20 protein-coding genes are annotated in these 20475 nt (G+C 70.1%); 15 read left to right on the top strand and 5 right to left on the bottom strand.

Annotated elements, in window-relative coordinates; genetic code table 11:
* On the bottom strand, positions 1–195 hold a 195-nt coding region (locus HNV26_RS31635), incomplete at its 3' end, for a hypothetical protein (protein ID WP_171452931.1).
* Between the two features lie 89 nt (positions 196–284).
* Between HNV26_RS31635 and HNV26_RS31640 the strand changes: the two genes are divergently transcribed.
* The 3 genes from HNV26_RS31640 to HNV26_RS31650 all read left to right on the top strand — a co-directional run bounded on the left by HNV26_RS31640 (position 285) and on the right by HNV26_RS31650 (position 3360).
* Positions 285–1649 carry a sigma 54-interacting transcriptional regulator gene (locus tag HNV26_RS31640; protein ID WP_171444523.1) on the top strand — a complete coding sequence of 455 codons (1365 nt, stop codon included), beginning with the start codon at positions 285–287 and terminating at the stop codon, positions 1647–1649.
* 191 nt (positions 1650–1840) lie between these two features.
* The gene (locus tag HNV26_RS31645; RefSeq protein WP_253817246.1) at positions 1841–2863 is read left to right on the top strand and encodes an OmpA family protein; all 1023 of its coding nucleotides are present in this window, start codon (positions 1841–1843) and stop codon (positions 2861–2863) included.
* Positions 2864–2892: 29 nt separating this feature from the next.
* On the top strand, positions 2893–3360 hold the full coding sequence (locus tag HNV26_RS31650; RefSeq protein ID WP_171444525.1) for a hypothetical protein: 468 nt from the start codon (positions 2893–2895) through the stop codon (positions 3358–3360).
* On the opposite strand, the gene HNV26_RS31655 is transcribed toward HNV26_RS31650, so the two are convergent.
* From HNV26_RS31655 to lpxB, 3 genes are read right to left on the bottom strand one after another with little or no spacing between them, the layout of a single operon-like run.
* On the bottom strand, positions 3353–3979 hold the full coding sequence (locus HNV26_RS31655) for a MarC family protein (RefSeq protein WP_011554707.1): 627 nt from the start codon (positions 3977–3979) through the stop codon (positions 3353–3355). The two genes, HNV26_RS31650 and HNV26_RS31655, sit on opposite strands and share 8 nt — an antisense overlap.
* Positions 3980–3991: 12 nt before the next feature.
* Positions 3992–4696: a polyprenol monophosphomannose synthase gene (locus tag HNV26_RS31660; RefSeq protein ID WP_171444526.1), complete on the bottom strand. Its 705-nt coding sequence runs from the start codon at positions 4694–4696 to the stop codon at positions 3992–3994.
* A 17-nt stretch (positions 4697–4713) separates the two neighbouring features.
* Positions 4714–5865 carry a lipid-A-disaccharide synthase gene (gene lpxB, locus HNV26_RS31665; RefSeq protein ID WP_090495482.1) on the bottom strand — a complete coding sequence of 384 codons (1152 nt, stop codon included), beginning with the start codon at positions 5863–5865 and terminating at the stop codon, positions 4714–4716.
* A gap of 50 nt (positions 5866–5915) precedes the next feature.
* Between lpxB and HNV26_RS31670 the strand changes: the two genes are divergently transcribed.
* The 10 genes from HNV26_RS31670 to HNV26_RS39415 are packed head-to-tail and all read left to right on the top strand — an operon-like array spanning position 5916 to position 17016.
* The gene (locus HNV26_RS31670) at positions 5916–7808 is read left to right on the top strand and encodes a DUF4388 domain-containing protein (RefSeq protein WP_171444527.1); all 1893 of its coding nucleotides are present in this window, start codon (positions 5916–5918) and stop codon (positions 7806–7808) included.
* A gap of 2 nt (positions 7809–7810) precedes the next feature.
* Entirely contained in the window at positions 7811–9595 is a 1785-nt protein-coding gene (locus HNV26_RS31675; RefSeq protein WP_171444528.1) for an ABC transporter ATP-binding protein, read from the top strand.
* A 17-nt stretch (positions 9596–9612) separates the two neighbouring features.
* Complete coding sequence (locus HNV26_RS31680) at positions 9613–10761, top strand: PHP domain-containing protein (protein WP_171444535.1); 1149 nt, start codon at positions 9613–9615, stop codon at positions 10759–10761.
* A 22-nt stretch (positions 10762–10783) separates the two neighbouring features.
* On the top strand, positions 10784–12067 hold the full coding sequence (locus tag HNV26_RS31685; protein ID WP_171444529.1) for a 3-deoxy-D-manno-octulosonic acid transferase: 1284 nt from the start codon (positions 10784–10786) through the stop codon (positions 12065–12067).
* A complete protein-coding gene (locus HNV26_RS31690; protein WP_171444530.1) occupies positions 12064–13071 on the top strand; it encodes a glycosyltransferase family 4 protein in 1008 nt (335 codons plus the stop codon). The genes HNV26_RS31685 and HNV26_RS31690 overlap by 4 nt, the downstream gene beginning before the upstream one ends.
* 4 nt (positions 13072–13075) lie before the next feature.
* Positions 13076–14104 (top strand): glycosyltransferase, encoded by a 1029-nt coding sequence (locus HNV26_RS31695; protein WP_171444531.1) that lies wholly within the window; start codon positions 13076–13078, stop codon positions 14102–14104.
* Entirely contained in the window at positions 14101–15294 is a 1194-nt protein-coding gene (lpxK, locus tag HNV26_RS31700) for a tetraacyldisaccharide 4'-kinase (RefSeq protein ID WP_171444532.1), read from the top strand. The genes HNV26_RS31695 and lpxK overlap by 4 nt, the downstream gene beginning before the upstream one ends.
* A gap of 31 nt (positions 15295–15325) precedes the next feature.
* Positions 15326–16339 (top strand): bifunctional heptose 7-phosphate kinase/heptose 1-phosphate adenyltransferase, encoded by a 1014-nt coding sequence (locus HNV26_RS31705; protein ID WP_253817247.1) that lies wholly within the window; start codon positions 15326–15328, stop codon positions 16337–16339.
* Positions 16336–16824, top strand: coding sequence for an adenylyltransferase/cytidyltransferase family protein (locus HNV26_RS31710; protein ID WP_090495461.1), 489 nt, complete (start codon positions 16336–16338; stop codon positions 16822–16824). Before HNV26_RS31705 ends, HNV26_RS31710 begins: the two co-directional genes overlap by 4 nt.
* 24 nt (positions 16825–16848) lie before the next feature.
* Positions 16849–17016 (top strand): Trm112 family protein, encoded by a 168-nt coding sequence (locus HNV26_RS39415; RefSeq protein WP_366817072.1) that lies wholly within the window; start codon positions 16849–16851, stop codon positions 17014–17016.
* 4 nt (positions 17017–17020) lie between these two features.
* Here HNV26_RS39415 and HNV26_RS31715 read toward each other — a convergent pair whose 3' ends face one another.
* A complete protein-coding gene (locus HNV26_RS31715; protein ID WP_171444533.1) occupies positions 17021–18115 on the bottom strand; it encodes a glycosyltransferase family 9 protein in 1095 nt (364 codons plus the stop codon).
* Positions 18116–18199: 84 nt separating this feature from the next.
* Between HNV26_RS31715 and HNV26_RS31720 the strand changes: the two genes are divergently transcribed.
* Entirely contained in the window at positions 18200–19078 is an 879-nt protein-coding gene (locus tag HNV26_RS31720) for a YicC/YloC family endoribonuclease (protein WP_171444534.1), read from the top strand.
* Positions 19075–19704: a guanylate kinase gene (gene gmk / locus HNV26_RS31725; RefSeq protein WP_011554692.1), complete on the top strand. Its 630-nt coding sequence runs from the start codon at positions 19075–19077 to the stop codon at positions 19702–19704. The genes HNV26_RS31720 and gmk overlap by 4 nt, the downstream gene beginning before the upstream one ends.
* The last annotated feature ends 771 nt before the right edge of the window (positions 19705–20475 follow it).

A 20475-nucleotide genomic window follows, 5' to 3' on the forward strand; every position in this document is an offset into this window, starting at 1 on the left:
GGTGGGGGGCTCGGCACCGGCGGTGGGCAGGCGGCAGCCCGCGGCGACGGCCAGCAGCAGCAGGCCCGTGAGCGAGGCGGGGAAGGTGTTGAGCACAGGTGTCTCCTCGAAGTGACGGCGGGTGCCGTGGTCTGGCCCCACGTCATAGCCAAGGGCATGCCAGCAGCGGCCCCGGTCCAGTGCTCGAGCCGCCACGGCGGTGCACCGCGGGGATGGAGGCCGGGGTGGCACGGTCCGCAGGCACGGTGCCGTGTGCCAGTGGCACACGCGTAAGATGGAGGCACATGGAACACGACCGGTCGACCTTGCAGCAGAGCGACGTCAGGGGGCGAGGGGCGGACGCCGGCGAGGCCGTGGTGCCAGGCCTGCTCCGCGTCCTGTGCGCGGGGAGCGCGATGGCCACGGCCCTGCCGCTCGACGGAGCGCTCTTGCTGGGGCGGGGCGCCGCCGCGTTGGGGACGGACCAGGATCCGCGGATGTCTCGCAGCCACGCACAGGTGCGGTACGACGGCCGCCGCTTCTGGGTCACCGACCAGGGCAGCCAGAATGGCACGTTCGTGGACGGGGCGCCCCTGGCGGCTGGCACGCCCCGCGAGGCCCAGCGTGTCATCCGGATGGGGGACTCACTCTTCATCCCCTGTCCGGACGTCGGGCCGGTGGCCCGGCGCGGCGTCGCGCGGACGCGTGACTTCGTGCGGGGGCCCGCCATGCAGCAGTTGCTGGAGCTGGTCTCGCGCACGGCGGAACACGGCTTTACGCTGCACATCCACGGGGAGAGCGGCACCGGCAAGGAAGGCGTGGCCCGCGCGTTCCATGAGCGCGGCCCACGCGCGTCGGGCCCCTTCGTGGCCGTCAACTGCGCGGCCATTCCACAGGGGCTCGCCGAACGGCTCCTCTTCGGCGCGCGGCGCGGTGCCTTCTCCGGCGCGGACGACGCGGAGGGCTACCTCCAGGCCGCGGACGGCGGGACGCTGTTCCTGGACGAGGTGGCCGAACTGGACCTGGGCGTGCAGGCCAAGCTGCTGCGCGCCCTGGAGACGCGCGAGGTCCTCCCGCTGGGGGGCTCCAAGCCGCGGAAGGTGGACGTGCGGGTGTGCTCCGCCGGAAACAAGGACCTGCGCGCGCAGGTGGCCAGCGGCCGGATGCGCGAGGACCTCTACTTCCGCTTGGGCAGGCCGGAGGCTGACCTGCCGCCACTGCGCCGCCGCCCGGAGGAGCTGCCATTCCTGGTGGAGCGCTTCCTCGAAGAGGTGGGGAGCCGCCTGCCCGTGCATGTGAGCTTCCACGAGGCCTGCCTGCTGCGGGCCTGGCCGGGCAACGTGCGCGAGCTTCGCGTGGAGGTGCGCAGCGCGGCGCATGAGGCGCTGCTTCATGAGGCGCCTCGCATTGAAGCCAGGCACCTCAGCCTCACGGCGGGCACGGTATTCGGCCCGCCACCCCCGGCGCCCGTCGCGGTGGCTCCATCCACTTCTGAACAGTCTCCGGCCCGGGGCAAGCCGCTGGACGAAGCCGAGCGGGCGCGGTTGGAGGATGCGCTCAGGGCGAATGGCGGAAACGTCGCCGCCACTGCGCGGGCGCTGGGCATGCATCGCACGCAGCTGCGGCGCCTCCTGGAGCGCCACGGCCTGGCAGGCAGCGGGGAGGGCTGACGGGAGGGAATCTCCTCGGCCCCCTGTCCGGGCTCCCCTGGGACGGGGGGCGATTGAATGCCGTTGGACCTCCAACGTCCCCCACGGGGAGCGTTTCCCTGCACGCTACCTCGTCCTACCCTCGCGGAGGATTCGACCCACACCTGCCGCGGATGGTCGCGGCACGTGACGCCAGAGGCCTACACCGCGCCATGAACGCCCGCTTGCTGCTCCTCACCTTTGTCCTGTCTTCGCCAATGCCGGTGCTCGCGGACGCCGTTCGAGTCTCGCTGGAGGGGCGCGCCGTGCTGGGAGAGAAGCTCCCGGCGCTGCTGGTCCACATCGAGGAACCCATCGCGGGCTTCGAGGTGAAGCTGAAGCGCAGCGACGGCCAGGATGTGGAGGTGAAGGGCGGCGGGAGTCCGGGCCTCACGCGCCGCATCGAGCTGGCGCAGCCGGAAGGCCGCTTCCGCTACGAGGGAGCGCTCACGGTGCGCTTCCCGGATGCGGAATCCGGCGTGATGCCGTTGTCTTTCGACACGGAGCTCTACGGCACGCTGAAGCTGGACGTGCGCAAGGAGGACGTGGACGTGGCCGCGCGCCGGCTGCGCTTCGTCCTGTCCCGGCCCGCGAAGCGCGCGGAGCTGACGGTGTTGATGGACACCGGGAAGAAGGCCTTCGAGGGCGAGGTGCCATTCAAGGGGGAGGCGGGAGGGACGCCACTGGAGCTGACGTGGCCGGCGGCGGAGGGGCGGGTGATGAAGATCTCCCTCCGTGCGTTCGACACGGCGGAGTTCTACACGGGCGTCGACCTGTATCCGTGGCAGGTGGACATTCCGCACGAGGAGGTGAACTTCGCCTCGGGCCGGGCGGACATTCCGGCGGCGGAGCGGGGCAAGCTGGACAAGAGCCACGCCCTCATCGTGGACACGCTGACGAAGTACGGTCGCTTCGCCTCGCTGCGGCTCTACGTGATGGGCCACACGGACACCGTGGGGGCCGCGGCGGAGAACCTGGACCTGTCGGTGCGGCGGGCGAAGAGTCTGGCGGCCTATTTCCGGAAGAAGGGGCTGCGGGTGCCCGTGTACTACGAAGGGCTGGGAGAAGAGGCCCCGGCCGTCGCGACGCCCGACGAGACGGCGGAGGCTGGCAACCGCCGCGCGGAATACATCATCGCGGTAGAGGAGCCGGTGCTGCAGCACGCGCCTCGCCCTCCGCGGTGGCGGAAGCTGTAGGGCAGTCATCGAGGGAGAGGAAAGGACGCATGGACCGATTCCACCAGAAGGCGTGGGCGTTGCTCGGGCTGGGGGTGCTGGGGAGTACGGGATGCGCGCATCAGGCGCGTCTCGCGGAGCGTCAGGGCGTGGAGGCGGAGAAGTGTGAGCTCGTGCACCGGCTGCTGCGGGAGCCGGTGCCGTCCCAGGTCGTCCGCGAAGTCGTCGCGGCCGGTCGCGATGAGCCCGCGCCGGTGGTGGTGTACGTGCGCCGTCCGGAGGAGGCGATGCTGGAGCGCTTCTTCTCCGGTGACGCGCCCGACTGCGGCGACGCCACCTTCAAGGTGGTGCAGGAGAACGTGCTCGACGCGGTGGTGGTGTACCTGCAGGAGGTCCAGGGCGGCTACGCGTACGACGCGCGCCGCGCCAGCCATGACGAGCTGTCACTGGAGGGCAAGCCGCAGGGCCTGCTGAAGCGCAAGGGCCCGGAGTGGGTGGCCATCCCCGGACCTACTTGAACAGCTCCTTGCCGCCGTCCGCGATGAACTGCACCGCGATGGCGGCCAGGATGAGACCCATCACCCGCTCGACGATGGCCACACCGGACTGGCGCAGCACGCGCTGGATGAGCCCGGAGGCGCGGAGGATGAAGTAGCTGGCCACGAACGTCAGCACGACGGCGGCCAGCACGGGGATGGCGGAGACGAGCGTGTCGCCCTTGGCCATCAGCACCATGGCGGTGGCGATGGCGCCCGGGCCCGCCAGCAGCGGAATGGCGAGGGGGACGATGGCCACGTCCTCCTTCACCACGCCTTCCTGTTCCTCGGACGGCGTGGTGCGCGTCTCCGCCGGGCGGGCGCGAAGCATGTCCAACGCGGTGATGAGCAGCAGGATGCCGCCGGCCACCCGGAAGGCGCCCAGCGACACGCCGAACACCTTGAAGATGACGCCGCCAAAGAGGGCGAAGAACAGCATCATCCCGCAGGCCACCAGGCAGGCGCGCATGGCGGTGCGGCGCACCTTCTCCTGCGAGTCCCCAGCCGTCATCGCCAGGAACAGCGGGACGACGCCAATGGGGTCCACCACGAAGAAGATGGCCGACAGCGAGACGAGGAACAGTGACGCGTATTCCGGCATGACAGCCTGGACTTACACCGTGAGCCGCAGCTTCCACACCATGGTGAGAGCCTCGGCGAAGATTTTCTTGCTCATCTTGGAGTGACCCACGCGCCGGTCCTCGAAGACGATGGGCACTTCGCGCACGGTGAAGCCCTTGCGCAGCGTGCGGTAGGTCAGCTCGATTTGAAACGCGTAACCGGTGCTCTTCACCGAATCCAGGTCGATGGCCTCCAGCACCCGGCGGTGGAAGCACTTGAAGCCGCCGGTGAGGTCCTGGATGCCCACGCCCAGAATCGACCGTGCGTAGAGGCTGCCACCGCGGCTGATGAGCTGCCGCCCCACGCCCCAGTTCACCGTGCCGCCGCCCGTGACATAGCGCGAGCCGAGCACCAGGTCCGCGCCAGCCTCGGCCGCATCCAGGATGCCGGGCAGGTAGCGCGGGTCATGGCTGAAGTCGGCGTCCATCTCCAGGATGTACGTGTACTGCTCGGCCAGGGCCCAGCGGAACGCGGCGAGGTAGGCGCGCCCCAGGCCCTCCTTCTTCTCGCGGTGGAGGACGCGCACGCGCGAATCCCGCGCGGCGAGCCCATCCGCGAGTTGCCCTGTGCCATCGGGCGAATTGTCGTCCACGATGAGGATGTCGACCCGGGGGTCGGTCTCCAGCACCGCCTGGACGATGGCCTCGATGTTTTCCCGCTCGTTGTACGTGGGGATGCAGACCAGGGCTGGGTTCATGACCCGGCCGACATACCCTAAACCCGGCCCGGGGGCAGCAGCTCCAGTACGGACTCCGCCGCCCGGGTGGCCGCGCCCGTCTCGCCCAGCCGGCCGCGCATCTCCGCCAACCCCTGGAGCATCTCCTCCCGGGGAGCACCGGGTATCCAGACGCGGCGGACCTCCTCGGCGATGCGCTCGGGCGTCATCTCCCCCTGGAGCAGCTCGGGGACGACGCGCCGGCCCGCCAGCAGGTTGATGAGGGACACGAAGGCCACCTTCAGCATCAGCCGGCCCACCCAGTACGTGATGAGGGACACGCGGTAGACGACCACCAGGGGGCGCTGCATCAACCCGGCTTCCAGGACGGCGGTACCGGAGGCCACCACCGCGGCGTCACTGGCGCCCACGACCTCGGGGGCCCGGCCCTCCACCAGGATGGGCGTCACGCCACTGCCTTCGAAGCGGGAGGTGATCTCCTCCCGGTCGATGGTGGGCGCGAGGGGGACGACGACCTGGAGGCCGGGCCGCTCGGCGGAGAGGCGTTTCGCCGCCTCCACCATGTCGGGAAGCAGACGGCGGATTTCGCCCATCCGGCTGCCGGGCAGCAGCGCGAGCGTGGGGGCGTCCTTCGCCAACCCCAGCCGCTCGCGGAAGGCCGTGGCCGTATCCGGTGAAGGCACCTGCTCCACCACCGGGCTGCCGACGTAGCGGGCGCTGACGCCGGCCTCCCGGTAGAAGTCCTCCTCGAACGGGAGGATGCAGAGCATCCGGTCCACCAACCGTTTGATGGTGCGCACCCGGCCCCGGCGCCAGGCCCAGATCATGGGCGACACGTAGTAGGCGACGGGTACCCCCAGCGCCTTGAGCTTCTTGGCGAGGCGCAGGTTGAAGTCGGGGATGTCCACCAGGATGGCGACGTCCGGCTTGCGCTCGGCGGCGGCCTCGGCCAGGCCCTTCAGGATCTGAAGGATGCGGGGAATCCGGGGCAGGACCTCGGTGATGCCCATGACGGACACCTCCCGGGCGTCGAAGAGCAGCTCCACTCCCTGGGCGGCCAGGCGGGCACCGCCCATGCCAAAGAAGGTGAGGTCGGGACGGCGGGCCCGGAGGGCGGCGACGAGCTCGGCGGCGTGGGTATCGCCTGACGCCTCGCCGGCGACGACGAGGATGCGGGGTGGATTCGTCATGTGAGAGTCGCGCATCGTACCTGATGCGGGCGCGGGTGAAGGTGTAGACTGTGGCCCCCTTGAAGACGCTTCTGCTCGCCGAGAGCCACCCCCCCACGCTGGAGCACCTCAAAGGCCTGCTCTCCCAGGCTGGGTACACCGTTCGCGCGGTGAACGATCCGGTGACGGCGTTGGAGCACTTCGCGGCGGACAACCCGGACGTGGTGGTGCTGTCGGTGGACCTGCCGCGCGTGGAAGGCGCACACGTGGTGCATCTCATCCGAGGCCACGGACAGGGCGGCAGGGTGCCCATTGTCGCCATCGACAAGGGCCACCTGGGGCGCGCGCGGGGTGTGAGCTCCGTGCTGGACCTCAAGGTGAACGCCTATGTCTCGGACCCGCTCAAGCCGGGCGAGCTGGTGCCCCGGCTGGAGTCTCTGGTCCGCGCGGCGCAGGCGGTGCAACTCACCGGGCTGGCGGCCACGTTGTCCCGGCCCGCCGTCAATTCAGGCGAGCTGAGGGGCCACCCCCTGCCGGCGCTGTTCCACTCCATCTATCGGCTGCGCCGGGATGGTGTGCTCGTGGTGGCGCTCCGGGGCTTGAGCCGGCGCGTGTACTTCTTGCGCGGCGGGTCCGTGAGCTATGACTCCACGTCGAAAGCGGACTCGCTGCCTGCCTACCTGCTTGCCCGGAGCGTGCTCAACCCGCAGCAGGCGCAGCGGGTGACGGAGGCGCTGGACTCCGGTCTGCGCATCGGCGCGGCGCTCGCGGACGCGGGCGTGGAGGCGGCGGGCGAGGAACTGCTGCAGCTCTTGCGCGACTACAACCGGGACCGGGTGGAGCGGGTGCTGGGGATGCGCGAGGGCCGCTACGCCTTCTACGCGGGAGACGAATTCACGTCGGAGGTCGCGTCAGTGGAGATTCCACCGCTGGCGCCGGTGCTGGATGGCGCGCGCCGCTGCTTCACCATGAACGTGATGGCGGCGGCGCTGCGGGCGCACATGGGCGACTACCCGGTGCGCTCACAGGAGTTCGGGCGTGACCTGCAGGCCATGGGGCTGGACACGGACGACCTGAAGATCGCCATGCAGGTGAACGGCCGCATCGCGCTGAAGGACCTGCTGGCGCACGGGCGTGGCGAGCTGCGCATGGCGTACTCGTTGCTGTGGTTCTTGAAGCTGACAGGGGGGGTGACGTTCTCCTCGACGCCCGTGGCCACGGGCACGGACGCGCTGTCCGCGGCGGTGCTGCCGGACCGCATCGCGCCGCGCAAGCGCAAGGCCCTGCCGCCCGAGACGGCGGCCTCGCTGCGGGAGGAAGCGCTGCGCATCATCACCCGCAGCTACTTCGGCGGGCTGGGGCTGGACATCGCGGCGGACGCGGAGGCGGTGGAGCGCGCCTATCACGAGACGGCGATGCGCTTTCACCCGGACACCTATGCCGAGTTCGACATCTCCGACCTGAAGGACCTGTTGGAGTCGGTGCAGGACCGGCTGTCCGCGTCGTACCGGGTGCTGAGCGTGGAGGAGAAGCGCAAGGCGTACCTCCAGTACCTCTTCAGCCGGATGGACGTGGGGCGGAACACGGCGGTGGTCGTGGATGCGGAAATCGCGCTGCGCCGGGGCGAGTCCGCCCTGAAGCGCCGCGACTTCCCGCTGGCGGCGAAGGCCTTCGAGGAAGCGGTGTCGCTCAATCCGGACGAGCCGGAGTACTACCCCTTCCTCGCCTGGGCCACGTACCGGATGCCCACGGGGGCGCCGGTGGTGCGGGCGCAGAAGGCGCAGCAGGTGCTGAAGAAAGCGCTGTCGCTGGGCCCGTACGTGGAGCGGTTGCACATCATCTCGGCCATCATCGACATGGACCTGGGAGACGCGCCTTTGGCGCGGAAGAAGCTGCAACGGGTGCTGGAGTACAACCCGTACTCCCAGCTCGCGAAGGCGGCGTTGCGCAAGGTGGGACGCTAGCGATGCATTCGGTTCTCTGGCGGTTGCTGCGCTATGCGCGCCCGCATTTCGGTGTGCTCCTGCTCGCCTTCGTCGGCATGGCGGCGGTGGGGCTGACGACGGGCGCGTACGCGTACCTCACGGGCCCGGCGCTGCGCTTCCTGCTGTCGGGCGGTGAAGAAGGCTTCGCCAGCGCGCAGCGCGTGCCCTGGTTGGCGGACCTGCCCCGCGAGGCGGCCCTGTGGGGCTTCCCGCTGGTGATGGTCATCGTCGGCGCGGCGAAGGGCGTGGGGTACCTGGCGCAGTTCTATTTCATGGGCCTGTTCGCGCAGCGCGTGGTGAAGGACCTGCGGCGCGACCTGTTCCAGCGCCTCACCGCGCTGTCGCCCGCCCAGCTCGCGCGCGAGCGGATGGGGGACCTGCTCAGCCGCTTCTCCTCGGACGTCAGCGCCGTGGAAGCGGCGGCCATGTACACGGTGGGTTCGTACCTGCGCGACACCCTCCAGGTCATCATCCTGGCGGGCGTGGCGCTGGCGATGAGCCCGATGCTGGGCGGCCTCATGTTGCTGGTGATACCGCTGGCGGCGCTGCCGGCCTCGAAGCTGACGCGCAAGGTGCTCAAGCGCACGCGGGAAGGCCAGACGCAGCTCGGCAACCTGGCGGGGCAGCTCCACGAAGGGCTGGGCGGTCTGCGAACCATCCAGGCCTTCAACGGGCAGGCGGCGGAGCTGGCTCGCTTCTCCGCCTTCGCGCAGGCGCACGAGAAGGCGGTGGTGAGCGCGGCGTGGGCGCGCGGCGCGGTGCCGGGGCTGATGGAGGTGCTGGCCGCGGCGGCACTGGCGGGCGCACTGGCGTATGCGGCGAGCGCACGGCTGATGGAGCCGGAGGCGCTGCTCTCGCTGCTGACGGCCGTCATCCTGGTGTACCAGCCGGTGAAGGACCTGGGCCGGGTGACGCAGTTCGCGGTGCAGGCGGGCGCGGCGGGTGAGCGGCTCTTCGCGCTGCTCGACATGAAGCACCCGGTGGAGGACGCGCCGGACGCGGTGCCCGCGCCCACCCTGTCGCGGAGCATCCAGTTCGAGGGCGTGCGCTTCGCCTATGGAGACCGGCCCGCCCTGGACGGCCTGACGCTGGAGCTGAAGGCGGGGCAGGTGACGGCGCTGGTGGGTGGCAGCGGCGGAGGCAAGAGCACGGTGACATCGCTGCTGCTGCGCTTCGAGCGGCCACAGAAGGGCCAGCTCCTCCTGGATGGCGTGGACGCGGACCGGTACACGGCCACGAGCGTCCGGGCCCAGTTCGCGCTGGTGACGCAGGAGCCGCTGCTGTTCCACGGCACGGTGCTGGACAACCTGCGCTACGCGAAGCCGGACGCCACGCGGGAAGAGGTGGAGGCGGCGGCGAAGGTGGCGCACGCGGATGGCTTCATCCGGGCACTGCCGGAAGGCTATGACACGCGCATCGGCGAGCGGGGCGTGGCGCTCAGTGGAGGCCAGCGTCAGCGGTTGTGCATTGCCCGCGCGGTGCTGGCGCAGGCGCCCGTGTTGGTGCTGGACGAAGCGACCAGCAGCCTCGACCCGGAGAGCGAGCGCGAAGTGCAGGCGGCGCTGGCGGCGGTCCTTCCGGGCCGCACGGCGCTGGTGATTGCGCACCGGCTGTCCACGGTGGTGAACGCGGACGTCCTCAACGTGATGGAGGCGGGGCGCGTCGTCGAGAGTGGCTCGCACGCGGAGTTGCTGCAGCGAGGCGGGCGGTATGCGGCGCTGTGGAGGATGCAGACGGAGGGCTCTTCGGAGCGAGGCGCCGCGTGAGTGGATTGACGGTGGTGGTGGGAAAGGGGCTCCGGGCCGTCCTGGGATTGGCGCTGCTGGTCCTGGGGTACGTGGGCTTCTTCGCGCTCTCGGCGTCCATGGCGCGGTACCCCGTGGTGGCCCCAATGGACGAAGCACCCCGGTGGGCGAGAGGGGCCTTCCACGTCCACACCACGCGTTCGGACGGGCGAGGCACGCCGGAAGCGGTGGCGGCGGCGGCGAAGGCGGCGGGCCTGGACTTCGTGGTGCTCACCGACCACAACGACTTCGCCCTCCGAGCGCCCGCTTACGTCCGCGGCGTGCTGTTGGTGCCGGGCGTGGAGATTTCGACGTCGGACGGGCACCTCGTGGCCTTCGGCATGTCGCGCCCGCTGGAGGGCATGCGCGCGTGGATGCCGCCGGGCGACGCGGTGCGCGCCGTGGCGGCGGCGGGGGGCACGGCGGTGCTGGCCCACCCCGTCCAGAAGCGCAACCCCTGGAAGGACGAGGCGAGCGCGAAGGCGGTGCCCGGCTTCGAGCTGTACTCGGCGGACACCTTCTTCCGGCACGCGACGCGCAATCCGGTGAGCCGCCTGGGGCCCGCGGTGGGGGCCTCGCTGGCCAACCCGGTGCATGGCGTGATGTTGCTCGTCGTGCCGGAGCCGGAGCCCACGGCCCGCTTCCTGGAATTGTCGAGTGAGCGGCCACGCGTGGCGTTCTGCGCACATGACGCACACGGCCTGCCGCCGTACCGGGCCGTATTCGAATCCCTGGCCATGTACCTGCCACCGGAGCAGGTGCCCTTCCCGTTGCCCCCGGACGCGAACGAAGCGGCGGAGCAGGTCAGCCGGGCCCTGAGCAGTGGTCAGTCCCTGTGTGCCTTCCGCGCCCTGGGGGAGCCTGGGGGCTTCGCATTGGAGGGGCTGGACGGTGTGCGGCGTGAAGCGCATGTGGGCGACACGCTGACCGTCCGGCTCCCGGGGCTTCTGGACGCGGAGTCGGTGCAGGTTCGGGTGTGGGGAAGCGCCCGCCTGGGGGCGGACGGCCGGTCCGTCGAGCTGACCGAGCCGGGGGTGGCGCAGGTGGAAGTGTGGGTGCGGGCGCCCGGGCGCTTCTTCGGGAGGGAATGGCGGCCCTGGTTGGTGCCCAGCCCCGTGCGCGTGCTGCCCCCGGGGCCGGGCATCTGATAGACGGCGCGACCAGCCGCCCATGCGCGTCCTCTACGTCCTCGCCACCTACCTGCTCTTCGCAGTCCTGTTCCCGGTGCTCGCACTGCACCGGAAGACGCGGCATGGGCTGATGGAGCGCCTGGGCTTCTATGGCCCGGACAGCCACCTGCCTCCCGGGGACGGGCCCCTCCTCTGGCTGCATGGCGCGAGCGCCGGGGACCTGCTGGCCCTCTCGCCGATGTTCGGCCCGCTGCGGGCTCGTTTCCCGGGCTGCCGCCTGTTGCTGTCGACCATGACGGACAGTGGCTACGCGATGGCGAAGGGCCGGCTGGCCAACGACATCGACGGGGTCATCTACGTGCCCTACGACCTCTGGGGCGCGACGCGGCGAGCGGTCCGGGCCATCCGCCCGGACGTACTGGTGCTGGAGTACACCGAAATCTGGCCCAACCTCATCCGCGCGGCGAAGCGGGGTGGGGCGCGAGTGGTGATGACGAACGGCCGCTTTTCGCCAGCGAACGTCGGGAAGTACCAGACGCTGTTCCGCCTCATCGGCAACCCGCTGCGGGATTTGGACCTCCTCCTCATGCGCGAGGAGGACGAAGCCGTCCGTGCGCGGCAGCTCGGTGCCAGGCCGGACTGGGTGAAGGTGACGGGGAACACGAAGTTCGACGCGCTCGCCGCGGGCCCGGTACCCGAGGACGAGAACCTGCGCACGGCGCTGGGGCTGACGCCGGGCGAGCGGGTCTGGATTGCCGGAAGCACCCATGAGGGCGAGGAAGCCCAGCTCCTGGGGGTGTACGCGCGGCTGCGCGAGCGGTGGCCGGACCTGCGGTTGGTGATTGCCCCCAGGTACGTGGACCGGGCGACGCGAATCGTGATGCTCGCGCGGGAGGCGGGACTGAGCGTGGGGCTGCGCTCGCAGGGCAATCCGGAGCGAGGTCAGGTCGTGGTGCTGGACACCATCGGCGAGCTGTCGAGGGCCTACCGGCTGGCGACGGTGGTTTTCGTCGGCGGCTCGTTCACGACGCGCGGCGGGCAGAACATCCTGGAGCCCGCGGGGCAGGGGAAGCCGGTGCTCTACGGACCGCACATGGACAACTTCCGGGACAGCGTGGCGCTGCTGACGGGGCAGGGTGGGCTCCAGGTCCAGGACGCCGCGGCCTTGGAGCAGGCGCTCGTGTCGCTGCTCGAGTCACCGGAGCGGCTTGCGAGCCTGGGCGCCCAGGCACTGGAGACGGTGGGCCGGATTTCGGGCGCCAGTGAAAGGAACGCGGACGCGATGACGACGTTGTTTCCGCACGGGAGGCCGGACCCGCGATGACGCTCATCGTCCATCCGCATTTCCACCACCGCTACACGGGCGTGACGCGCCACGTGGAGACGGTGGTCCCCGCGCTCGTCCGGGATTCAGGCTCGGAGACGCGCGTCATCGGCTCGGGCTTGAGTGAGGGGCTGCCCAGAATCACCTGGCCGGAGCTGCTCCGTCGGCTGCGCCGCGAGCCCGTGGTGTGGCATGCGCACCGGAACAACGAGCTCCTGGTGGGCATGCTGCTGAAGCTGCTGGGCCGAGAGGTCCGCCTCGTCTTCACCCGGCACACCTCGATGGCGCCCAGCGGCTTCACCCGCTTCATCGCGAGGGGCGCGGATGCGCTCGTGTCGTTGACGAAGCAGGTCGCGGACGTCATCGCGCTGCCGTCCACGGTCGTCTCTCATGGCATCGATCTGACGCGCTTCCACCCGCCCGAGGACCGGGACGCGGCGTGGCGCAAGCTCGGCCTGGGCGGGCGTCACGGCATCGGCGTCATCGGACGCATCCGGAAGGAGAAGGGGCAGGGTGACTTCGTGCAGGCCATCCGCCCGCTCCTGCCCGCGCACCCCGACTGGCAACCCGTGCTGGTCGGGCTCGCGAAGGGGCCGGACCTGGAGTGGCTGAATCAGCAGATGGCGGGCATCGAGGACCGCATCGCGTTGCCCGGCGAGCAATCCGTCATCGAGCCCTGGTATCAGGGGCTGAGCATCCTGGTGCACCCCTCGTATGCGGAGGGCTATTCGCTGGTGCACGTGGAGGCCATGGCCTCGGGCTGCTGCGTGGTGGCCTCGAAGCTGCCGTACCTGGACACGCTCATCGAGCACGGCCGCACGGGCTTCTTCTTCGAACCCGGAGACGTCCAGGGCCTGCGCGAACTGCTGGACATGCTGATGCGAGAACCCGAGCGCGCCAGGCAGATAGGCCAGAACGCGGCAGAGGAGGCCCGGCGTCGGTGTGGCGTGGAGCACGAGGCGCGAGCCCTGGCCGACGTGTACCGGGCCACCGTGGAGCGCTGACCGGATGCGAATCCTCCACCTGCTCGCGAGTCCCTTCTACAGCGGCCCGGCCGAGAACGTGGCGCTCCTGGCCCAGGCGCAGCGCGCCGCGGGACACGACGTCACGGTGGCGGTGGACCGCCGGCGCAAGGAGGTGCTGGCCGAGGAGCCCGCGGCTCCGCGCTTCGAGGAACTCGGTCTTCTGGACGAAGGGGGCCTGGAGCTGTCCGTGAAGTCCCCGCCGTGGCGGATGTGGCGCGACCTGCGCCGCTTGAAGGCGCGGACGGTGGACGTGGTGCACTCGCACTTCAGTCATGACCACCTGCTGGCCAGGTGGGGACGGCCTTCAGGCGCCATCCTGGTGCGCTCGCTGCACGCCCCGCGCTCATTGCGCTCCTCGCTCCCGGCCGCGGACGCCTACACGGTCCCCGCGAGCGCACTGCTTCCCCGCCTGTTGGAGAAGGGCGCGACGGCCCAGGTCCTGCCAGCCCTGGTGGACGCCCGGTTCCAGCCGGCGCCGGACGTGCGGTCGCTGCGCGCAGAGCTCGGGCTCGAAGGCACACCCGTCATCGGAATGGTCTCCACGTTCCAACCTTCGCGCCGTCACGCGGTGGGGGTGGACGCCTTTGCCCTGTATCGGAAGCAGCGGCCCGAGGCGCGTTTGGTGCTCGTGGGGGACGGCGGCCTGCTGGAGCAGACGCGCAAGCAGGTCCAGGACCAGGGACTGGCGGCTGCCGTGACGTTCGCGGGCTACCAACAGGGGGACTCCTTCGCGCGGTGGCTGCGAGCGCTGGATGAGGTCTGGCTGCTCGGCCTGGGCAATGACTGGAGCGCCCGCGCGGCGGCCCAGGCCCGTGCGTGCGGCGTCCGCGTGGTGGCGGTGGATGAAGGCGCCTTGCCGGACCTGGCGGATGTGCGGGTGGAGAGACCGACGCCGGACGCCGTGGTCGCCGCGGCGCTGTCCGACCAACGGGCGCCCGTGCGGCACCCGACGAACGAGCAGATTGCCGCGGAGGTCCTCGCGCTCTACGCGCGAGCGAGGCGCACCCCGTGACGTCCCCGGATGCCCCCACCGCCATCGAGCGGGTGTTCTACCCGTCGTCGCCGGAGCCCTGGGGCCGCCGCGCCCTGCTGTCGCCGCTCACGTTGCTGTCGTGGACCTACGCGGCCGCGGTGCATGTGCGGGGAGCGCTCTTCGACGCGGGACTGCTGCGCGCGGAGCGGGTGGAGGGGCTCAAGGTCATCTCCGTGGGCAACGTCAACGTGGGGGGCACGGGCAAGACGCCCGCGGTGCTCCATCTGGCGGAGCAGTTGGTCCAAGCGGGCCGCAAGGTGGGCATCCTGACGCGCGGTTATGGCCGCGCCTCGCGTGAGCCGCTGACCTTCATCGGGACGGAGCCGCTTCCTTCCTCGGAGCTCGCGGGCGATGAGCCGCTCCTGCTGGCGCGTCGCTGTCCCCAGGTCCGGCTCTTCGTGGGCTCGGACCGCGTCGCGAGTGCCTACCGCGCGCGGGACGAGTTCAGCCTGGACACGGTGCTGCTGGACGATGGGTTCCAGCACCGCCGCCTCGCGCGAGACGAGGACTTCGTGGTCGTGGATGAGTCGGTGGGGCTGGGCAACGGCCACATGCTTCCCCGGGGGCCGCTGCGTGAGCCCCCGGCGTCACTCCGCCGCGCGACGCTCTTCTGGCTCAGGGCTCCCGCCACGGCTTCGGATGCTGGTGTGTTCCCAGTCTCGAGGCCCGAGGACACCCGCACGCTCCAATCCACCACGCATCTGCTGGTGCCGACAGCAGCGCCGTCGGAGCGTTTCTCCGACACGCTCGGCGGGTGGTTGCCCTCGAGCCCGGGGATTCCCAGGGTGAGGACTCGCTATCGGCCCACGGCCTGGGTGGACCCGGAGGGCAACCTCCACCCCGTGACGGTGCTCACGGGACAGCCCGTGTTCGCGCTGGCGGGCCTTGCCCGGCCGGGGGGCTTCCTGAAGACCCTTCAGTCGCTCGGGACGGACGTGCGCGACGCCGCGTTGTTTCCGGACCACCATCGCTTCACCGCGGACGAACTGCGCGACGTCCAGGCGCGAGCGGCGCGGCAGGGCGCCCGGGTGGTGACGACGGAAAAGGACGCAGTGCGTCTGCTCCAGGGCTTCGAGGCCTGGGTGGTCCGCCTGGGGGTCGAGGTCCTGGAGGGCGAGTCCCATCTGCGGCGGGCGCTCGGGCTGGAGGATGCACCGCGCGGCTTGTGAGGTGGGGGCGCCTGTGGGACAAACCGCCGCCATGGCCGCAGTCTCGCCCGTTCGTTCGATGCCGTCGCTCGCCCGCCTGCCGCACGCGTTTGCCCGCCGCAAGGTGTTGCTGGTGGGCGACCTCGTTGCTGACCACTACATCTATGGACAGACGGACCGGGTGAGCCGGGAGGCGCCCGTGCTCATCGTCCGCTACGAGTCCGCGGAGGTGAAGCTCGGAGGAGGCGCCAACGTGGCGGCCAACGTGCGAGCCCTGTCCGGTCAGGTCTCCGCGGTCGGCGCGCTGGGGCAGGACGAGATGGGCAAGGAGCTGCGCCGCCTCTGTGCCGAGTCCGGCATCCAACTGGACGCGGTGAGCGGCCGCAGCGTCGAGACGGAGACGAAGACGCGCATCCTGGCCGGTGGGGTGAGCACCACGCGGCAGCAGATGTTGCGGCTGGACCGAGGCCAGCGAGGCGCGCTCCCCCCGAAGATGCGCAAGGCGCTGGCGCGGCAGGTCGAAGCCTCTGCCCAGGATGCGGACGCGGTGGTGGTGTCCGACTACGGCGCGGGTGTGCTGGGGGACGAGGTGCGCGATGTGCTGCGTCGCCTGGCCGCGGACGGCATGCCCGTGTGTGTGGACAGCCGCTATGCCCTGTCATCCTTCACGGGACTCACGGTCTGCAAACCCAACGAGCCGGAGCTGGAGGCGCTCGCGGGGCGGCCCGTGCGGACCCAGGAGGACATGCTGGAGGCGGGGCACGCCGCGTTGAAGCGACTGGCGTGCCGCGCGCTCCTGGTGACGCGAGGCCGCCATGGCATGGCGCTCTTCGATGCGGACGGGGGCGTGGACCTCATCCCCGTCCATGGCGCGAAGGCGGCGGTGGATGTGACGGGCGCGGGAGACACGGTGATTGCGACGTTCGCCCTGGCGCTGGCCGCGAAGGCCTCGCTCGGCGATGCGGCGCGGCTGGCGAACGTGGCGGGCTCGTTGGTGGTGCAGAAGCCGGGCACCGCGACGGTGTCCCGCGATGAACTGCTCGAAGAGCTTCGGAGCGCGAGATGAGCACCCTCGAGAAAATCCAATCGCTCGCGAAGGTGGCGGAGGAGCGTGAGCGCTGGCGGGCCGAAGGGCGGACGGTGGCGCTGGCCAATGGCGTCTTCGACCTGCTGCACGTCGGGCATGTCCGGTACCTGGAAGGGGCGCGGGCCCTGGCGGATGTCCTCGTGGTGGCGGTGAACTCGGACGCTTCCACCCGGGCCTACAAGGGCCCCGGCCGGCCCTACATCCCCGAGGGCGAGCGGGCGGAGCTCGTCGCGGCGCTGGCCTGCACGGACCGGGTCATCGTCTTCGACGAGTCCAACGTTCGCGTCATCATCCGGGCGTTGAAGCCGGACGTGCACGTGAAGGGCACGGACTACACCCCGGACAGCATCCCCGAGGCCGACGAGGTTCGCGCCTATGGTGGGCGGACAGCCGTCTCAGGAGACCCGAAGGACCACAGCACCACGGACCTGGCCCGGCGGCTGGGCCGCGAGGGGGCGGGGTAGCCGGTGGCATTCATTGCAGAAGAGGTGTGGGCCGTCCTGGGCTGCCCTCACTGCAAGGCCCCCCTTCAGGCGCAGGAGGCTCAAAGCCGGGTCACCTGCGCGCCGTGCCGCCTGAGCTGGCCCGTGGAAGAGGGAGTCCCCAGGCTGGCCCCCGAACACGCGGTGGCGGAGCCTCCTGTGTCCGGGACGTGAAGCCTCAGGAGGAGAGGCTCGCCGCGAACGCCCGGACCTCTTCGGCGGCCCGCTCCTCCAAGCCCTGACCGCCTGCACCATCGACCAGAGGGGTGAGGTCCACCATGCGGTGGGGGGCGTACGCATGGCCCCAGCGCTCCATGTCCATCCGCAGGAAGAAGGCCAGCGTGGGGGCACCCACCGCGACGGACAGGTGCATGGGCCCCGTGTTGTTGCAGAGGGTGAAGCCGGCCGCGCGCATCAGGGCGGCGAGTTCGTCCAGGTTGCTCGCGGGCGCGAGCTCGGCGCCAGGGGCTGCCTCCACCACCCCTCGTGCCAACGCTTCTTCCCCGGGACCCCAGGTGACGATGGGGGTACGCCCCAGCGCCACCAGTGCCCGAGCCGCAGCGGCAAAGGCCGCGGGTGGAATCCGCCGAGGTCCCAACCGCCCACCGGGATTGATGACCGCGAAGGGCTTCCCGGCCAGGGCGTCCAGATAGGCGCGGATGGCGGGGCCTACGGAGGGCTCGCGGAAGGACAAACCACGCGCCACTGCGCCGTTCGTGAGCGGGGTCAGCAGGTGCGTGCGTTGAACGGCTTCGTTCCGCGTGTCCGTGCGAGCGGGGACGGGCAGGGAGTGCAGACGGGACACCGGCCAGAGGTCGGGGCCGATGACGATGGCCTCGGGGCCCGCGAGCCGGGACACGATCGCGCTCGTGACGGAGGGCGACTCCCAGTTGGCGCAGTCGACCACGACGTCGTACCGGGCACGTCGCAGCGCGGCGATGCCGGGCGCCAGGGGGCCCATCCAGATTCTGCGCCGGTCGAAGGGAATGATGACGTCCGCGTCCGGGTGGCCGTTCAGGACTCGAGCGACCTTCGCGTGCACCAGGACGTGGACCTCGGGCGCGGACTGGAGGTGCGCCTTGAGGGTCCGCATCAACGGCGTGGTGAGGAGCGCCTCGCCCACGCGGTTGTCGGGCCGCACGAGCAGCACCTTGCGAGGACCAGGAAGTGGGGTGCCAGGACGCCGCCGGCGGCCCGGGCGCCACAGCAGGGCGGACGCCACGAGCGCCAGTGCCAGCTTCGCCCATAATTCGAGCCGCTTGTGCCAGGACATCTCGCGGCGGGACCCTACACAGAACTGCGGGCGGTGCAAGCGCGCGGCTTGACCTCGGACCCGAAAGCCCCTAGCAACCGCCCAATGTTGAAGAGCATGACGGGGTTTGGCGCGGGCCGCGCGCGCGTGGGGGACGAAGAAGTCTCCGTGGAGCTGCGCTCGCTCAACCACAAGTTCTGTGAAGTGAAGGTCCGTCTTCCCCGGGAGCTGTCGTCCCAGGAACCGCTGGTGTCCAAGCAGGTGAAGGACCGGCTCGCCCGAGGCTCGGTGGAGCTGCTGGTGAAGCGGCAGGCCCCTACCGCCTCGGGAACGGTCCCCACCGTGGATCTCGGATTGGCGCGGGAGTACGTGCGCGCGTTCCGGGAGCTGGCCAGCGAGCTGGGCCTGCCGGGAGACGTCGCCTGGTCGCAGGTGGCGAACCAGCCTGGTGTGGTGCGTCTGGAAGAGAAGGGCGTGGAGCTGGACTCCGCCTCCCAGGCGCTCCAGGCGGCGCTGGACCAAGCGCTCACGGCGCTGGAGAAGATGCGCCAGGTCGAGGGAGAGGCCATCTACGCCGACCTGGATGCCCGGGTGAAGTTGCTGGAAGGGTGGAGCAAGGAGGTGGCTCTGCTCGCCCCGAAGGCCGTGCAGGAGTACCAGCAGCGGCTCACCGACCGGATCGCCGAGCTCGCGAGCGGCGTCGCGGTGGACCCGCAGCGGCTGGCCCAGGAAGTGGCGCTCTTCGCCGAGCGGACAGACATCGCCGAGGAGGTCACCCGCCTGGCGAGCCACCTGGAGCAGTTCCGGGCCCTCATGGCCAGCAACGAGCCCGCTGGTCGCCGAATGGATTTCCTCGTGCAGGAGATGCACCGCGAGGTGAACACGACCGGCTCCAAGAGCCAGCACGCCGAGATTTCCGTGCGCGTGGTGGCGATGAAGGCCGAGGTCGAGCGCATCCGTGAACAGGTGCAGAACGTCGAATGAACGCGAATACCGTGCTCCCACCTGGCTTGTTGCTCGTGCTCTCCGCTCCTTCCGGGGCGGGGAAGACCACCCTCGCGCACCGGCTCCTCAAGGAGACGCCGGATGCGGTGTTCTCCATCAGCGTCACCACCCGAAGGCCTCGGGGGAAGGAGCGCGAGGGGGTCGATTACAACTTCGTCGACGTCGCGACCTTCCAGTCGAAGATCGAGCGCGGCGAGTTCGTGGAGTGGGCAGAGGTCTATGGCCACTTCTATGGAAGCCCCCAGTCGGTGGTGGATGAGGCGCGCGCCCGCAAGAGCGCTGCCATCTTCGACATCGACGTGCAGGGCGGGCAGGCCATCAAGCGCAAGCACCCGGATGCAGTGACCATCTTCGTGCTGCCTCCGTCCATGGAAGAGTTGGAGCGCCGCCTGAGGGATCGTCAGACGGACTCCGATGAGACCATCCGGCGCCGGATGCTGGCGGCTCGCTCTGAGATCGAGCGGGGGATCGCTTCCTACGACTATGTGGTCGTGAATGACGACTTCGAGCGTGCTTTCAGTGACCTGCGCTCGGTGGTGGTGGCCGAACGTTGCCGGCGCGAACGTGTGGACGTGTCGAAGCTGGGCCTGGGAATCGGCGGCTGACCACCGCGGCGGAAGTGCTCAGGATCAAACTTCTTGCGCAGTCCGATCTCTTGGTGGATAAGCGGCCACACCTCGCCGCGTTGCGCGGGCGTCACACAGGCGTCCGCCGGGTGGCGGCTACTCACATGTCCCGTCTCCATCGGGAGCGGAATCAGGTGTGTGAGGGTTTGGGCTCTCTGAATGGCGTTCAGATAAGACCGCGGACCTGGTCCGAGTTCCTTGTGAATGAGGGGGCTCGCCAGGTCCGGAGCGTTTGAAGAAGCTCGATGGGCGGTCGACCGAAAGGCGCGGTAGGCCAACGGGCGGGTGGTAGGGGAGCGGGCAGGGGTGAAGCGCTCCAGTGGTTGACAGGAAGCGCGGCGGTGATAGAAGCCGCGCCCCTCGCAAAGAAGCCCGCGCACTGGCGCGGAAGGCACTTCGAGCGAGTCAGTGCGAAAATATGGAATACGGCGGTCAACGCAGTGGGTTGACAGGAGATGCGGCGGTGGTAGAAGCCGCGCCCCTCCGGAAGAAAACAGCGGAAGCCACTGGGCGGCGCTGAGGACTCCGGAAGCCAGCAGGACGGCGAAACGGCAGCTTGACAGAAGACGCCGAACTGAAATAGAAGCTGACACCCCGCCGGGCAGAAAAAACGGCGAGGCAGTAACGAAGAAAACGGTAGCAGAAAGTCGCTAGCGAAACAAGCGACTCGCTCTTTGAAAACCAAATAGCAAGCCCAAGAAGAAGCTAGATTGCGGAAACCGCAGTCAATTTCTTAAGACGGTGCCAGCC

This window comes from Myxococcus xanthus, assembly GCF_013116825.1.
GTDB classification, from domain to species: domain Bacteria; phylum Myxococcota; class Myxococcia; order Myxococcales; family Myxococcaceae; genus Myxococcus; species Myxococcus xanthus_B.

What these genes read in the sequence shown, in the direction of transcription:
- HNV26_RS31705 (WP_253817247.1), top strand. Translation starts at nt 15,326, where the DNA reads ATGGCCGCAGTCTCGCCCGTTCGTTCGATGCCGTCGCTCGCCCGCCTG.
- gmk (WP_011554692.1), top strand. Translation starts at nt 19,075, where the DNA reads ATGAACGCGAATACCGTGCTCCCACCTGGCTTGTTGCTCGTGCTCTCC.
- HNV26_RS31685 (WP_171444529.1), top strand. Translation starts at nt 10,784, where the DNA reads ATGCGCGTCCTCTACGTCCTCGCCACCTACCTGCTCTTCGCAGTCCTG.
- HNV26_RS31655 (WP_011554707.1), bottom strand. Translation starts at nt 3,979, where the DNA reads ATGCCGGAATACGCGTCACTGTTCCTCGTCTCGCTGTCGGCCATCTTC.
- HNV26_RS31695 (WP_171444531.1), top strand. Translation starts at nt 13,076, where the DNA reads ATGCGAATCCTCCACCTGCTCGCGAGTCCCTTCTACAGCGGCCCGGCC.
- HNV26_RS31640 (WP_171444523.1), top strand. Translation starts at nt 285, where the DNA reads ATGGAACACGACCGGTCGACCTTGCAGCAGAGCGACGTCAGGGGGCGA.
- HNV26_RS31710 (WP_090495461.1), top strand. Translation starts at nt 16,336, where the DNA reads ATGAGCACCCTCGAGAAAATCCAATCGCTCGCGAAGGTGGCGGAGGAG.
- HNV26_RS31650 (WP_171444525.1), top strand. Translation starts at nt 2,893, where the DNA reads ATGGACCGATTCCACCAGAAGGCGTGGGCGTTGCTCGGGCTGGGGGTG.
- HNV26_RS31720 (WP_171444534.1), top strand. Translation starts at nt 18,200, where the DNA reads ATGTTGAAGAGCATGACGGGGTTTGGCGCGGGCCGCGCGCGCGTGGGG.
- HNV26_RS31715 (WP_171444533.1), bottom strand. Translation starts at nt 18,115, where the DNA reads ATGTCCTGGCACAAGCGGCTCGAATTATGGGCGAAGCTGGCACTGGCG.
- HNV26_RS31675 (WP_171444528.1), top strand. Translation starts at nt 7,811, where the DNA reads ATGCATTCGGTTCTCTGGCGGTTGCTGCGCTATGCGCGCCCGCATTTC.
- HNV26_RS31660 (WP_171444526.1), bottom strand. Translation starts at nt 4,696, where the DNA reads ATGAACCCAGCCCTGGTCTGCATCCCCACGTACAACGAGCGGGAAAAC.
- lpxB (WP_090495482.1), bottom strand. Translation starts at nt 5,865, where the DNA reads ATGACGAATCCACCCCGCATCCTCGTCGTCGCCGGCGAGGCGTCAGGC.
- HNV26_RS31690 (WP_171444530.1), top strand. Translation starts at nt 12,064, where the DNA reads ATGACGCTCATCGTCCATCCGCATTTCCACCACCGCTACACGGGCGTG.
- HNV26_RS31645 (WP_253817246.1), top strand. Translation starts at nt 1,841, where the DNA reads ATGAACGCCCGCTTGCTGCTCCTCACCTTTGTCCTGTCTTCGCCAATG.